This is a genomic window from Ideonella lacteola, assembly GCF_038066555.1.
Classification (GTDB): Bacteria; Pseudomonadota; Gammaproteobacteria; order Burkholderiales; family Burkholderiaceae_C; genus Ideonella; species Ideonella lacteola.
Genome location: NZ_JBBUTG010000004.1, coordinates 285537 through 299650, shown reverse-complemented (window position 1 = coordinate 299650; position 14114 = coordinate 285537). Strand labels below are relative to the sequence as shown.

The 14114-nt window shown below is 67.8% G+C and carries 11 protein-coding genes; 5 read left to right on the top strand and 6 right to left on the bottom strand.

The window, feature by feature from the left end:
• Positions 1–14 precede the first annotated feature (14 nt).
• Entirely contained in the window at positions 15–1349 is a 1335-nt protein-coding gene (locus AACH06_RS09310) for a class I SAM-dependent methyltransferase (protein WP_341425376.1), read from the bottom strand.
• 354 nt (positions 1350–1703) lie between these two features.
• On the opposite strand from AACH06_RS09310, the gene AACH06_RS09305 reads away from it, so the two are divergent.
• Complete coding sequence (locus AACH06_RS09305) at positions 1704–3263, top strand: putative bifunctional diguanylate cyclase/phosphodiesterase (RefSeq protein ID WP_341425375.1); 1560 nt, start codon at positions 1704–1706, stop codon at positions 3261–3263.
• Positions 3264–3285: 22 nt separating this feature from the next.
• Here AACH06_RS09305 and AACH06_RS09300 read toward each other — a convergent pair whose 3' ends face one another.
• Genes AACH06_RS09300 through AACH06_RS09290 form a run of 3 tightly spaced genes read right to left on the bottom strand, consistent with a single transcriptional unit; the run spans position 3286 to position 7499 of the window.
• Positions 3286–5046: a sensor histidine kinase gene (locus tag AACH06_RS09300; RefSeq protein WP_341425374.1), complete on the bottom strand. Its 1761-nt coding sequence runs from the start codon at positions 5044–5046 to the stop codon at positions 3286–3288.
• Positions 5036–6772 carry an ATP-binding protein gene (locus AACH06_RS09295; protein ID WP_341425373.1) on the bottom strand — a complete coding sequence of 579 codons (1737 nt, stop codon included), beginning with the start codon at positions 6770–6772 and terminating at the stop codon, positions 5036–5038. Before AACH06_RS09295 ends, AACH06_RS09300 begins: the two co-directional genes overlap by 11 nt.
• Positions 6773–6797: 25 nt before the next feature.
• Positions 6798–7499 carry a response regulator transcription factor gene (locus tag AACH06_RS09290; RefSeq protein ID WP_341425372.1) on the bottom strand — a complete coding sequence of 234 codons (702 nt, stop codon included), beginning with the start codon at positions 7497–7499 and terminating at the stop codon, positions 6798–6800.
• A gap of 267 nt (positions 7500–7766) precedes the next feature.
• Here AACH06_RS09290 and AACH06_RS09285 point away from each other — a divergent pair, with 267 nt between their 5' ends.
• The 3 genes from AACH06_RS09285 (at position 7767) to AACH06_RS09275 (ending at position 11124) form a co-directional block, all read left to right on the top strand.
• Entirely contained in the window at positions 7767–9182 is a 1416-nt protein-coding gene (locus AACH06_RS09285) for a S8 family serine peptidase (protein ID WP_341425371.1), read from the top strand.
• A gap of 67 nt (positions 9183–9249) precedes the next feature.
• Entirely contained in the window at positions 9250–9969 is a 720-nt protein-coding gene (locus AACH06_RS09280) for a 2OG-Fe(II) oxygenase (protein WP_341425370.1), read from the top strand.
• A gap of 15 nt (positions 9970–9984) precedes the next feature.
• Positions 9985–11124: a patatin-like phospholipase family protein gene (locus AACH06_RS09275; protein WP_341425369.1), complete on the top strand. Its 1140-nt coding sequence runs from the start codon at positions 9985–9987 to the stop codon at positions 11122–11124.
• A gap of 88 nt (positions 11125–11212) precedes the next feature.
• Here the strand turns inward: AACH06_RS09275 and AACH06_RS09270 are convergent, their stop codons facing one another.
• Positions 11213–12379 (bottom strand): aromatic ring-hydroxylating oxygenase subunit alpha, encoded by a 1167-nt coding sequence (locus AACH06_RS09270; protein ID WP_341425368.1) that lies wholly within the window; start codon positions 12377–12379, stop codon positions 11213–11215.
• A 48-nt stretch (positions 12380–12427) separates the two neighbouring features.
• Here AACH06_RS09270 and AACH06_RS09265 point away from each other — a divergent pair, with 48 nt between their 5' ends.
• Positions 12428–13570, top strand: a complete 1143-nt coding sequence (locus AACH06_RS09265) for an MBL fold metallo-hydrolase (protein WP_341425367.1) — start codon at positions 12428–12430, stop codon at positions 13568–13570.
• 63 nt (positions 13571–13633) lie between these two features.
• On the opposite strand, the gene AACH06_RS09260 is transcribed toward AACH06_RS09265, so the two are convergent.
• Positions 13634–14092 carry a hypothetical protein gene (locus tag AACH06_RS09260; protein ID WP_341425366.1) on the bottom strand — a complete coding sequence of 153 codons (459 nt, stop codon included), beginning with the start codon at positions 14090–14092 and terminating at the stop codon, positions 13634–13636.
• Between the last annotated feature and the right edge of the window lie 22 nt (positions 14093–14114).

The window sequence follows — 14114 nt, the reverse complement described above, 5'->3', positions numbered from 1 at the left end:
GGCCTCTCAGCCCGTCAGGCCGCCTCGGCCTGCAAGAGGCTTTCCAGGCAATGCTCCTGGATGCCGTAGAACGACTTGATCTCGGCGATTTGCGCCAACAACGCGGCCTGGCGAGCCGCGGGCAGCGGCTGGCGACGCTTGACCGCCAGGATCATCTTGTTCTTGCTCGTGTGCTCGAGCGAGACAAACTCGAACACCTGGGCGTCATAGCCACGCGATTCCAGCAGCAGCGCGCGCAGGCTGTCGGTGACCATCTCCGCCTCCTGCCCGAGGTGGATGCCATGGCGCAGCATCGGCCGCAGCACGGCCGGCAGCTGCAGTTGCGGGCGGATCTGCTTGTGGCAACACGGCGAGCTGAGGATGACCGCCGCACCGGCGCAGATGCCGGCATGCAGCGCATGGTCGGTGGCGGTGTCACAGGCGTGCAGCGCGATCATCACATCGACATGCGGCGGCAGCACGCGACTGACATCGCCGCATTCGAAGGCCAGGCCGGGCATCGCGCAGCGCCGGGCAGCGTCATTGCACAGATCGACGAGCTCCTGGCGCAGCTCGACGCCGCAGGTCTGCGTCGGCCAGCCGCGGCCTTGTTCGGGGTCACTCAGATGGTGGTGGGTGGCGAAGGTGAGGTAGCCCTTGCCGGCACCGAAGTCGACCACCTGCAGCGGCGCCGCGTCCGCCGGGGGCGTGCCCTGGGCCAGGCCCGCCTCGTCCAGCGCGTGATCCAGCACCTCGACGAACTTGTTGATCTGCTTCCACTTGCGCGCCATCGCCGGCACCAGCGCACCGCTGCGGTCCACCACCCCCAGCGCTTGAAGAAACGGCGCCTGCAACGACAGCATCCGCCGCTTGGTGCGCTGGTGGCCGCGCCCGGCCTCACGGTCCACCGCGGTGCCGGCCGGGTCGTTCCCGTCGGCCGCGTCGCCCTCATCCGCCTTCGCGATGCGCGCGCGGCGAAGAGCCATGCGGCCCTTCTTGCTGATCAGCAGTTGCAGCTCTTCCTCGGCGGTGAACAGATGGGCGTGCGACATCGCGGGGCCCACCAGGCCGTCCAGCCGAGCCTGCGCCTCGGGCAGCGGCAGGTTTTCGGTCAGGTCGCGGGTGCGATGGTGATGCAGCAGCTGCAAGCACTTCACGCCACGCAACTCGATCGGCCGCGCACTCACGCGCACCAGATCACCCGCCGCGGAGCGCGGCTTGCCCAGCACCAGAAGTCGAAAGCCGCCGGACTCGAGGCTGGCCGCCAGGGCGTCGAAGAAACGCTCGCGGCGGGCCAGGTCGGCCAGCGCATCCGCCGGGTCTCCCAGGCGCTTGTCGGCGGGCGGGTCGGAGGCGAGCGAGGCGTTCATCGGCAATGAGGGTCCAGAGGCGGCGCACAGGGTGCCAGAGCGGCGCGATTGTGTCCCACACCCAGGGGCCCCCCAGAACAAAGCATCGCGCCGCGGCACGATGGACACTTATCATGAACGGCTTTCTTAAAAGAACTTGCGCGCCTGGAGAGGGTGGCCGCTCACAGTTGATCGCTGCTGCGACATGGATGCCGCTCGCGCTTGGAGCGAACCGGTTGCCGCTGGCTGTCAACGAAGCTTTTGCGATTGCCCGCCGTGACCCCGATCTCTCCCCCGGCCCCCTTAGCCTCCGCAGCCCCTGCGGCCACACTCGAGCCACCCCGGCCTTCCCTCTCGCTGCACGAGGGCGAGGGCATGGGCGTGGCCCACGGCCCAGCCGAGCTGGCGGCCGTCGCGCCCCTGTCGTCGCGCTGGAACGCGGTGGCCTGCGCGCTGGGCGCCATGACTGGCGCGGCCACAGGGGCGGCGGCCAGCCTCGCGCTGCCCGCCGGGCTGGGCTCGCCACTCGGCGAAGCGGCTGCCATCATCGGGGCGATCGCCGGCGCCGCCTTGGCCGGTGCCGCATCACCCCACATGGCCTGGCCGCGTGGGCGGCTGGCGCCCCATCGCCCCGTCGCCACGCTGCCTGACCAGGTCACGGGGCTGCCGACCCGATCGGCATTCCTCAGCACCCTTCAGGCCGAGCGGGACGCGGACCGTCAACGCCTGCGCGGCGTGGGAATACCCCCGCCTCGCGCCCTGGTGCTGATCGGCCTGGACCGGTTGCGGGCACTGAACGACAGCCTCGGCCATGAGATCGGTGACCTGTGGCTGCAAGAAGCCGCCCATCGCCTGATCGACGCCTTCGACCCCCCGGCACTCATCGCACGGCTCGGCAACGACGAATTCGCCCTGCTGTCGCCGGCCCAACCGTTGCGTGCCGACGACCCGGCCCTGCTCGGCCTGGGCGAAGCCCTGCTGCACCGGCTGCGCCGGCCCTTCTTCGGCCACGGCGGCGAGCTGCACCTGACGGCCAGCGCCGGTGCCACCTGGCTGACCGCCGACAAGCCGATCGAGCAGGCGCTGCGGGAGGCCGATTTGGCTCTGCGCCGCGCGAAACGAGCCGGGCGCGACTGCGTGCGCGTCTTCGAGCCTTCGATGAAGGCGGAGCACGATGAACGCGCGCGGCTGCTCACTGCCCTGCGCAGCGCCGTGCCGGCACAAGAGTTCCGACTGCACTACCAGCCCCAGGTCGATCGCACCGGTCGTGTCGTCGGCGCCGAGGCCTTGCTGCGCTGGGAGTCGCCCGAGCTGGGGATGATCGAGCCGTCACGCTTCATCCCGCTGGCCGAGGAATCGGGCCTCATCGTGCCGATCGGACGCGCCGTGATCCGCGACGCCTGTGCCGTGCTGGCTTGGTGGTCGCAAGACCCGGCCACCAAGCACCTGACGCTGTCGGTCAACGTGAGCCCCCACCAGTTTCAGCATCCCAGCTTCGTTGAAGACGTGCGCCTGGCCTTGCAGACCGCCGGGGTCTCGCCAAGCCTGCTCAAGCTGGAGGTGACCGAAAACGTCGTCATCTCGGACATGCCGAGCGTGCAGGCGCACATGCAGGCGCTGCGCGAACTGGGCGTGCGCCTGAGCCTGGACGACTTCGGCATCGGTTATTCGTCGCTCAGCTACCTGAAACACCTGCCGCTGTCACAGCTCAAGATCGACCAGGTCTTCGTCCGCAACATGCTGAGCGACCCTCGCGAGGCCGCGGTCGTGCGCACGGTCATCGCGCTGGCCCGCGACCTCGCCCTCGAACTCGTCGCCGAGGGCGTGGAGACCCCCGAACAACGAGAAATGCTCAGTGACCTGGGCTGCGGCCTGTACCAGGGCTACCTCTTCGGCCGACCGGTACCGCTCGAATCGCTGTGTGTGGTGCAGTGAGACGGCCTGGCTTGCCATCCCCTCAGTCGGCGGCCTCGCCGATCAAGGGGAAGCGCCACTCGATGCGAATCCCCCCCGGCGGGCCTGCCACCGGCTCGACGTGCGAGTCGTGCAACTGAGCCACACGGGTCAGCATCGCCGAGGCCATGTCCCGACGCTCTGCGCCCCGGGTGGCCCATGACCACCCGGCCCCTTGGGCCGCAGCACCCACGGCACGGCTCTCGACGGCCAGCACCGCATACGCTTCTTCAGCACGCAAGGTCCAGTTCACGGTCGCACCGGCCTGGGTGGCATCCAACACCATGCGCAGCAACTGGTCGAGCGCCATCAACAGCGAAATACGGTCGCCCCGGATCTCCAGGCCCCACTCGATATCGCGTTCAAGCCGGACGGCCGCCCCGGCTGGCGGGGCCAGACGTTCGCCCACGTCATCGACCAGTTCGGCCAGATCCATCGGGGTGAGACTCGCACGCCGAAGATTGCGCGCACGCACGATGGCGAGATAGTGGTCCGCCGTCTCGAAGGCACGACGGACGAACTTCCGCGCGCCGTCGAGCGCAGCCTGATCCAGATCATTGAGCACGCGGGGCGAAATGGAGTCAATCTGGACCAAAGCAGCCCCGAGAGGATTGCGCAGGTCGTGGGTGATGAACTCCTCCGTTTCGCCCCACAGCGACTCCATCGTCCGGTGAACGGCCATGGCGTGCTCACGCGCCAGCAGGCTCTGCGTTCGCGCTTCGAACTGCATCCATTTGCGGTGATATCCCAGCGCCTCCTGATGGCGCCCGACCCGCGAAAGCACCTCGGACAAGCAAAGGCACAGGCTGGCATGCAGTTCACCCGTCCGAAACCGCGAACCGGGCATGGCTTCGATCTCGCGCAGGCGGCGCTCCACCGCCAGCAGGTCGACGTCGGCGTGCCCCACCTCCACTCGGCACCGGGCCAGGGTGCTCGTTCCCCAGGCAATCGAATGCGGCTGCAACATCGCCTGGCTCAGCTTCTCGACGTTTTCGACCCAGGTCAGCGCCTCGGCCTCCTCGCCGCGCTCGAGCAGCACGCTGACCAAGGTGTCCAGCGACCCGGCACGCAGGGCGCCATTGGCTTCACCCAAGGCGCCCTCGCACGCCTGCAAGGCCAGTTGCTTGGCCTGCGACAAAGCTGCCACCGCCCCATCCGGCCGCTCTTCTGCCACCGATCGGGCCACTCCCAGCCAAGCCCACGCCATGTTGTTCACGATGCGGATGCGTTGCTGCCGAACACCCGCGTCGTCACCCGACAGCAAGGCCAGGCATTCGTTGAACATCGAAATGGCCAGTTCGTGCTCGCCGATCAGGCCCAGCGCGGTGCCCAGGTTCATCGTCAGGCGAAGCAGCAGGTCGTTGCGCCGCAAGGCGTGGGCCATGCCCAACATCGACTGCCCGCGCCATAAAGCGTCGGCGTAGCGGCCCCGGTGAATGTCGACAACGATCTGGCTGTTGACGGCGCGGATCAGCGTAACGGGCTCACCCAGCGACTCGGCCTGGCGCAGGGCCTCGGCGAGCGTCGCATCTCTTTCCGCATGGCCCAGAGCGTCCTGCGCCATGCCCTGCAACAGCAGGGAGCGCACCACGCCGAGCTGATCCATCGCCACCCGTGCCCGCGCCTCTGCCTCACGCCCCACCTCCAGCGCATCGGCGGCGCGGGTGGCCAGCAGCATCTGGTTGCGCTGAAAGAACGCCTCTGTGCTGGCGTCGCTGTCGCCCGTCACCTCGTTGGCGACAGTCAGGTTGGCGTCATGACTCAAACTCTTGTGCCCCCAGCACCAAGCTGATCGACGTCCCCTGGCCCGGCTCACTGTCCACCAGAATCCGGGCCTGGTGCACCCGAGCGGCGCGGGCGACCATCGCGAGGCCCAGCCCATTGCCATTGCGCACGGCACCGCTGGCAAACCGCTGGAACAGGCGGACTCGCATGTCCAAAGGCAGGCCGGGGCCTTCGTCGGTGACGGTCAACCAGATGCCCCCAGGCTTGCGGGCCAGCTGGACCCGCACGGCGCTGCCGGGCGGCGCATGCTTGAACGCATTGCTGAGCAGATTGCCCAAGGCACGCATCAACAGAAGGCGATCGCCTCGGACCACGACCGGACGTTGCACGTCACGCGACAGGTACACCCGTGAATTCGTGGGGGGTGCCATCTGCTCACAGGTGTCGTCCACCACGCTGGCCAGCTCGATTTGCTGAAGGTCTTCATCACGAAGATGCTCGGCCCGCATCACCCCCAGGTACTGGTCCGCAATGTCAATGGCACGGCGAACGCTGTGGTGCGCCCGGCGGATGCCGACCTGGGCTTCCTCCGGACCATCGCGCTGGGACAGCGGGCCCAGCAGCGCAATGGCCTGCGCCAGCGGCTGTCGCAGCTCGTCGGTGACGAACTGGCCCGCCTCCGACCGCATCGTGGCCAGCGTTTCGTCGGTCCATCGGCTGTGTTCGCGCGCCAGCATCGTGCGCAGGCGGGCCTTCGTTTGGGCCCAGATGCGTTGGTGCGACAACGCCAGCGCATAGTCACCCGCCTGTTCATGGGCTTCGAACAGGCAGCGCAAGAGCGAGAGCCGCAAGTCGCCTCCGGCCACGCGTGGGTGGCCAATGGTCTCGACCTCACGCAACCAGGCCAGCACCTGCCGCGGGTCACCACCCGGCGCCCGCAGTTCGATCAAGGCCTGGCTGAGCCGCTTGTAGGCCAGCGCCAGCGTGCCTGCGGCAGGCGGGGTGGGATCCTGCCGTTCAATGCGAGCCACCCACGCCTTGGCCTCTTCGCCCCGGCCCGCCTCCAGCAATGCACGCACTTGTCCGAACATCGCCACGTGGCTGAAACGCGGGCTGGTGCCCAACAAGAGGCCGCACGCCTGCTCGCCCAATTGGCGGGCCCGCTGGAGCGCTTCGGTCGCACTCTCAGCACCGGCGGCTTCCAGCAGCAACCCGCCGCGCATCAGCCAGGCTTGCGCCTGAGCGGCGGCATACCGCCCCATGGCCACGCGGTGGTCGGATTCGGCCAAGGTTGACGGATGGGCACGCAAGAGCATGCGTGCCTCTTCGAACGCCTCCAAGGCATGATCGTGTTCGCCCAGGTGGCACAAACTGATCCCGGCCGCAAAGAGGGCCTGACGCACCATCGGCGAGCGCCCCTGCAACCGGGCCTCGTCAGCCAGGTGTCGGCACGTCGCCAAGGCCCGGGCGTGGCGACCGCAGTCGGCATCGTGGCGAACACGCGCCAAGCGGCATTGATCGATCAGCGTCGCATCGCCAGAACGCAGGGCCTCAACCTCGGCACGCTGGAGGATCTCCTCCGCGTCCGGACGCCCCGCCACGCCGTGGGCCGCGCCCTGGATCGCCAACGCACGCGCCACATGCAGGGCATCGCCAGTGGCCCCCGCCGACAGCGCGGCCGCGTCACATTCGGCAAGCACCTCGTCGACCGGCCGATCCTGCCAGTCATAGCTGACGGAGTAGTCAGGCAACAAGACTGCAGACATCGTGGATCCCGGAGACCCCGAACCTTCAGGACACCTCGGAAGTCGACGGCAACTCCAGCCGATAGCCCGTTCCATAGACGGCGTTCAAACGGAATCCATGTTCCGTCAAGGCCAGCTTGCGACGAATCAGATACACGTGCTGGGCCACCGTGTGCACACCCGCTTCATGGTTGCGCCCCCAGACGGCGGCCAGCAATTCCTGGCGAGTGAACAGCCTCGCCGGCTCGCTGAACAGGATCCAGGCCAGGTCAAACTCCCGTGGCGCCAATTCGACGGCCTTGCCGGCCACAGTGACTTCCCGACGCCCAAAATCGAGGGCATAGGGTGCGCGGTCGATGCGCGTCAAGGTCGATGCCGCCGGGGTCATTCGGCGAAGCAAGGCATCGATCCGAGCCACCACGATCGACTCCGAACCTGGTTTCACAATGTAATCGTCGGCACCAGCCTTTAGCGCCCGGACCACGCTTTCCTCGGTATCCAGGCCCGTCAGCATGACCACGCCGACGCCGGTGGAAAGCAGCTGACGCAACCGCGCGACGACGTCAATGCCCTCCATTTCGGGCAGCCGCCAGTCCACCACCGCGCACCGCGGCGCTTGCTTGCTCACCTCGTAAAAGAACTCGTGAGGGCGGGCGAAGATCTTGACTTGGTGCCCGGCCCGCACGAGCCACTGCTCCACGCTCGCCGAACAATCCGGGTCGTCTTCCAACAGATAGATCAGGGCCAAACTCCGCTCCTTCGTCCGTGCTGCCCTCCGGAAATGCTTCTCATCAGGGCGGTGAAAACGCCATGTTGCTGGCTTCTACGCCGCCGCACAATCCGGGCCTCCGGCGATGTCGCAATTATTGCGGTTCGTGCTCCTCACTAATTCGTTGATGATGTTTGAGGATTAGGGCATATGCCGGGCATACGATCTGCTTAACCGCGCGGACCGCTTGGCATTCACCATCCGTGGGCGCCTTGGCATATCCAGCCAAAAGTTCGGAGCTTCGTCATGAATCGATCTTTCCGCCGCAATTGGGCAATGGCGGGCCTTCTGGCCCTCTGCGCCACGCTGCCCCTGCAGTCCGGCGCCGCCACCCGCAGCGGCAAAGTCAGCAAAGAAATCATGCCGACCTTCAGCGCCGGCCTGATCATCAAGCTCTCGAACGATGGCAGCCTCGACCCCGATTTGGTCGCCAAGGCCCGTCAGATCGCCAACAAGTACGGCATCAGCCTCAGCCACCTGCGCAAGCTGGCACGTGGCGGCGATGTGGTAGCGCTGGACCGTGAACTGCCGCCCGAGCTCGTGCGCCGCCTGGCTGACGAGATCGCCAAACTGGATGCCCGGATCGACTATGTCGAGCCGGACGTCGTCATGGTTCCGATGAGCCTGTCGAATGACAAGCACGTGTCGGCCCAGTGGAACCTGACCGAGTTTGCTGGTGGCATCAACCTGCCTGAAGCCTGGGCCATGTCCAAGGGCAAGGACGTGGTCGTTGCCGTGGTCGACAGTGGCGTCCGCCCGCACATCGACCTGATGGCCAACCTGCTGCCGGGTTACGACTTCGTCTCGAACCGCGCCACCGCCCGTGATGGCGATGGCCGGGATCCCTTCGCCTGGGATGAAGGCAGCTGGTACAGCGCAGGCCAGTGCCATTCCGACCAACTCGGTGCCAAAGACAGCCTGTGGCACGGCACGCACGTCGCCGGGATCATCGGTGCGGTGTCGAACAACAGCACCGGCATCACGGGTGCCGCTCCAAAGGCCAAGATCCTGCCGGTGCGGGTGGTGGGCCGCTGCGGTGGCTACACCTCCGACATCATCGACGGGATGATGTGGGCGGCGGGTCTGCCGGTGGCGGGCGTGCCGAAGAACCCGCATCCGGCCAAGGTGATCAACCTGTCGCTGGGCAGTGTCACCGCCTGCAGCAAGGCTTTCCAGGCGGCCGTGACGGCCGTGCGCGAAGCCGGCGCCGTTGTGGTGGCTGCGGCCGGAAACTCCGACATCGACGTCGCCCGCGTCAGCCCCGCCGGCTGCCAGGGCGTGGTCTCGGTGGCGGCCAGTGACCGCGAAGGCAAGAAGGCCTACTACTCGAACTACGGCCGCCGCATCACCGTGGCAGCGCCCGGTGGCGACATGCAGGATGTCGCCGAGAACGGCATCCTGTCGCTGCTGAACTCCGGCACGAAGCGCCCCGCCGGTGATGCCATGGCCTATATGCAAGGCACCTCCATGGCTGCGCCGCACGTCAGCGCTGTGGTCGCGCTGATGCTGTCCCGCAATCCGAACCTGAGCCCCGATCGGGTGCAGCAACTGCTCAAGGGCAGTGCACGCCCGATCCCGAGCCAGGATTGTCAGGGCGGCTGCGGTGGCGGCTTGGTGGATGCCGCAGCGGCCGTGGCGGCCGCTGCCGTGGCAGCGCCCTGAAGCGTCTGCCGGTACAGGGCTGGGTCATCGTCCTTTGGCATCGGCCACTTGCGGCTAAGCTCAGAGGATGAATTCCAGCCCTGACTTCATCGAGGCCTACGACGACGCCCTCGATCCGGATTTCTGCCGCGCCTTCATCGAGAAGTTCGAGGCCAGCCGCCACAAGGTGCCTGGCCGTACCGGCGGCGGGGTCGACACCACCAAGAAGATCAGCACCGATCTCTACCTGAACCAGCATCCCGAGTTCAAAGACGACCTCGGCGCCATCCTCAAGGCGACGACGCGACACGCGGAGCAGTACTTTCGCAAGTACCACTTCGCCTTGATCGCCCCCATGGCGCTGACGCTCGCCGACCCCGAGACGGGCCAGCCGATTGCGGTCACCCATGACAACTACGAGCGTGTCGCGGCGCCGCAGGCCCAGGATCTGATGCGGGCGCTCTACCGCGTCGGTGGCGTTCAAGCGCAGAAGTACGACCGCGGCAGTGGCAATTACAACTATTGGCACTGCGAGGTCTTCCCCGAAGCGCCAGCGAACGAGCCGCTGCATCGCACGCTGCTGTTCATGTTCTACCTGAACGACGTGGCCGAAGGGGGCCACACCGAATTCTTCTACCAGCAGCGCGCCATCCAGCCGAAGGCGGGCCGCATGGTGATCGCGCCGGCTTACTTCACCCACACCCACCGAGGCTGCACGCCGGTCTCGGGCGACAAGTACATCCTCACCAGCTGGATCCTGCTGAACCGCGCCGAGCAGTTGTACGGCCAGCGGCAAATGCCGCGCTGAGGCCGCCGGCACGACATGGCGGCCAAGCCGCGCGCGCGTTCAACCGCAACGCCTGCCCCCTCCTCACCCACACGCCGTCCATCGTCTCGCCGTGGACAGCGCCCCTTCGCCGACCGCCCGATCGACATTGCGCTGCAGGGCGGCGGCTCGCACGGCGCCTTCACCTGGGGCGTGCTCGACGCGCTGCTTGAAGACCCCCGGCTGGTGCCCGATGGCATCTCGGGCACCAGCGCCGGCGCCATGAACGCCGCCGTGCTCGCCAGCGGCTACGCCCAAGGCGGCCGCACCGGCGCGCGCGAGAACCTGTCGGCGTTCTGGCGTGCCCTGGGCGGCATCACCGACTGCTGGGCACCCGCCCCGGGCAGCCTGCCCCCACCCGGCGCCGTGAGCGACGCGACAACGCCGCCTGCCTGGGCCTTCAACCGTGACCAGTGGCCAGGCTATGCGTTGTGGGAGAGTTGGTTGCGGCTGTGGAGCCCTTACCAGCTCAATCCCTTCAACTTGAGCCCTTTGCGCGACCTCGTCCGCCGCCATGTCGACGAAGATGCCCTGCGCCGCGGCCCGGTGAAGGTTTACGTGACGGCCACCTCGGTACGCACCGGACAGCCACGCGTCTTCAGCGGCGCCGAATTGAGCATCGACGCGTTGATGGCGTCGGCCTGCCTGCCGCAATCGGCGCAGGCGGTCACGATCGACGGCGAGCCCTATTGGGATGGGGGTTTCAGCGGCAACCCCGCGTTGTGGCCCCTGATCTATGACACCCCCACGCACGATCTGCTGCTGGTGCAGATCAACCCCCTGCGGCGGGAGAACACGCCCGTCACCGCCGCCGACATCAGCGATCGCATCAACGAGATCACCTTCAACGCCAGCCTGGTGGCCGAAATGCGCGCGATCGCCTTCGTGCAGAAGCTGCTACGCCAGCGCCAGGTCGACCCGACCCGCTACAAAGACCTGCGGCTGCACCGCATCGCTGATGAATCCGGGCTGGCGCCTTACAACGCCAGCAGCAAACTCAACACCGATCCGCGGCTGCTGCAAGCCCTGTTCTCGATCGGCCGGGGGGCGGGCGAACGCTGGCTCGCCGAACACGCCGACGCCGTCGGGTTGCGCAGCACGGTGGACATCGACAAGGTTTTCCTCCAACCCCGTTGACCTTCGCGCCCGCCCGGCCAGTTACTGCCCCAGGCGAAGGGCAACGCCCACCACCTAGCCGCCAGGCGCAGCGCATCAACGCGCCCCTTCACCCCGAGACCGCCCCGAGTACCTGGCCGATCAGGCGGTGAAAGTGGTGCACCCCCTGCTCGCGCGTGGGTGAGTAGCGACCGCGCTGGTAAAAGCGTGAGCGCAGGCCCTGCTGCACCGTCATCACCACCGCCTCGTCTTCCATCTCCACCTGGTGCAGCGCGCCGCCCGCCCCCTGGCCCTGCAAGTCGGGCTCCCACACATAGGAACGAAACAGCACCCGCGTGCGCGACGGCCCTGCAGGCAACACCTGGTTCACCGACAAGCCCCAGGGATAGAAGTTGAGCATCAGGTTCGGAAAGACCCAGTAGTAGTAGGCCGCGATCCGCCGGCCCTGGTCCAGCGAGCCCGCCGGCAGGTCGAACGCCAGCTCATCGTCGCGGGCCACCGCCAACTGCAAGTTGGCCCACGGCAGCAGCTCGTAGCTGTACTGCGTCAGGTCCAGCGCCTGGGTCAGCGCGGGGTGCACGAACGGAATGTGCAAGCCTTCGAGGTAGTTCTCGACATACAGGGCCCAGTGCGCATCGAACTCGTAGTCGCGGCTGGCCGATGGATCGAGGCGGAAGTCGCCCAGCGGCAGCCAACCCAGGCGGTCGCGCAATGGGCCGAACACCTCGTCGAACGACGCCCAGGGCGATTCGAGCGCCACGAACGCATGGCCACCCCACACCTGCCATGCCAGCTGCGGCAAGTGATCGCAGGGTCGCGGGAAGTCCTGTGCTTGCTGGAACTCCGGCATGAAGACCATCCGCCCATCCAGCTCGAAACGTCTCGAGTGATAGCCACAGCGGATCTGCTTCTGCCCCTGGCGCGGCTCCTGCACCAGCAAGTTGCCCCGGTGGGTGCACACGTTCGACAGGCAGCGCAGCTCGCCGGCGCTGTCGCAAGACAGCAGCAACGGCTCATCCAGGCAACCCGGCAACAAGGTGCGGGGCCACAGGGCGCCTGGCACCGCCGCATCGTGCACATCACCCAACCACTGCCAACTGCGTGCGAAGAGGTGCTCGCGCTGCAGCGTCTGCACGGCCGGATCGAGGTAGAAGGCCTTGTCCAGCGTCTCGGCGCGCGCCACATCGGGATGCACCTGCCAGCGCGTGGCGGCCCCATCGTCATCGCGTGGATCCATGCGCCGGATGATGTCACCGGCAGGGTGACGCGGGCTCACGCACAATCCCTCGATCCTGATCGACGCAGACCGGAAGGGCGACCCCCGATGAAGACCTTGGGCCGACGTGCAGACCGCAGCGGCGCGCTGCGCCTTGAGCGCATGCGCGCCTCGCCGCTGTGGCACGAGGGCGAGCGCGGCGGCGGCTTCCGCAACATCCATCCGGTGCTGCCCGGCCTGCGCGATCCCGCCGCTGCGCGCCCCTCGCTGAGCGACTTCCTCTGCGGCGGCGATCGGCGGGCGCCGGCACACCCCTTGCCGAGCCTGAATCCGCTGTCCACCTGGCAACAGCCCGCAGACACCGGCTTGCGCGCCACCTGGCTCGGCCACTCCACCGTGCTGGTCGAGATCGATGGCTACAAGGTGCTGACCGACCCCGTCTGGGGCCCGCGCGCCTCGCCGCTGCGCTTTGCCGGCCCCAAGCGCTTCCAGCCCATGCCCATCCGGCTGAAGCAACTGCCCCTGCCCGACGTGGTGGTGATCTCGCATGATCACTACGACCACCTCGACTACCCCACCGTCGTCGCGCTGGCCCGCCACACCCAGGTGCCCATCGTCACGTCACTCGGAGTCGGTGCCCACCTCGAAGCCTGGGGCATCCCCCAGTCGCGCTTCGTCGAGCTCGACTGGTGGGAGAGCTACACCGCCCCGGGCGGTGAGCTGCAAATCACCGCCGCACCTTCACAGCACTTCTCCGGCCGGGGCTTGAAAGACCGCAACGCGACGCTGTGGTCGTCGATGGTGATCCGCACCGCTCGGCACCGGGTGTTCTTCAGCGGGGACACGGGCCTGACCACCGAATACGAGCGCATTCGCGAGCGCCTGGGCCCCTTCGACCTGATCATGCTGGAGGTCGGCGCCTTCCACCCCTCGTGGGGCGACATCCACCTCGGCCCCGACAACGCCCTGAAAGCCTGGCAGTTGCTCGGCGGCGGGCCCTTCCTGCCGATCCACTGGGGCACCTTCGCGCTCGCGCTGCACCCGTGGGACGAGCCGGCCGAAACCCTGCTGGCGCGAGCGCCCGGCCTGCAGGTGCCCCTCGTGATGCCGCGCCTGGGCGAGCCGGTGGAGCCAAGCCGGGCGGAAACCGTCTCGCCGTGGTGGCGCGCCGCGGATGCCGGTGGCACCGCCCACGCCAGCCCGACGCCCGCCATCAAGCTGCCGCGCGAGCTGCCCTGGCCGATGGATTGAGCGCCACGGTGCGGCGCCCTGCCGCATTCGTCAGCCCACCCGTCGTTCCACGCATCGCCCCGCTCATGTGCGCAACCAGCGGCGCGTGATCGGCAACACCGGCCACCCGAAACGCTGCACCCACGCCGCCCCTGCCACCAGCAGCCCGCCCAGCAAGGCCAGCATGGGCGACCAGCGATCCAGGTCAACGCCCGCGGCGTCACGCAGCCACGGCATCGCCCAGTGCATCACCGCCCCGGCGGTGAACGCCACCGCCAGCGCCAACGCCAGCACATCCCGCTTCATGCGCACGTACCCCCGCTGCAAGGCGGCCAGCTGCTCCTGCCGCTCGGCCTCCAACTCGCGGCGCTGCCGGGCCAGGTCCAGTGCCGCCTCGTCGGCCAGAGCGGCACGCAGCCGATCCTGAAAGCCCACCGGCACCGCCGGCGGCTGCCACACCCGCGCCAACGTGCGGTCCAGCGCGGCATCCAGCACGGCTTCGTTCGGGCCCAAGGTGTCGTCCTGAGAGGGGTCGGTGTTCATCGCTTCCATTCCTTTCGCTTCC

What these genes read in the sequence shown, in the direction of transcription:
- AACH06_RS09305 (WP_341425375.1), top strand. Translation starts at nt 1,704, where the DNA reads ATGGGCGTGGCCCACGGCCCAGCCGAGCTGGCGGCCGTCGCGCCCCTG.
- AACH06_RS09275 (WP_341425369.1), top strand. Translation starts at nt 9,985, where the DNA reads ATGGCGGCCAAGCCGCGCGCGCGTTCAACCGCAACGCCTGCCCCCTCC.
- AACH06_RS09285 (WP_341425371.1), top strand. Translation starts at nt 7,767, where the DNA reads ATGAATCGATCTTTCCGCCGCAATTGGGCAATGGCGGGCCTTCTGGCC.
- AACH06_RS09310 (WP_341425376.1), bottom strand. Translation starts at nt 1,349, where the DNA reads ATGAACGCCTCGCTCGCCTCCGACCCGCCCGCCGACAAGCGCCTGGGA.
- AACH06_RS09265 (WP_341425367.1), top strand. Translation starts at nt 12,428, where the DNA reads ATGAAGACCTTGGGCCGACGTGCAGACCGCAGCGGCGCGCTGCGCCTT.
- AACH06_RS09260 (WP_341425366.1), bottom strand. Translation starts at nt 14,092, where the DNA reads ATGAACACCGACCCCTCTCAGGACGACACCTTGGGCCCGAACGAAGCC.
- AACH06_RS09295 (WP_341425373.1), bottom strand. Translation starts at nt 6,772, where the DNA reads ATGTCTGCAGTCTTGTTGCCTGACTACTCCGTCAGCTATGACTGGCAG.
- AACH06_RS09280 (WP_341425370.1), top strand. Translation starts at nt 9,250, where the DNA reads ATGAATTCCAGCCCTGACTTCATCGAGGCCTACGACGACGCCCTCGAT.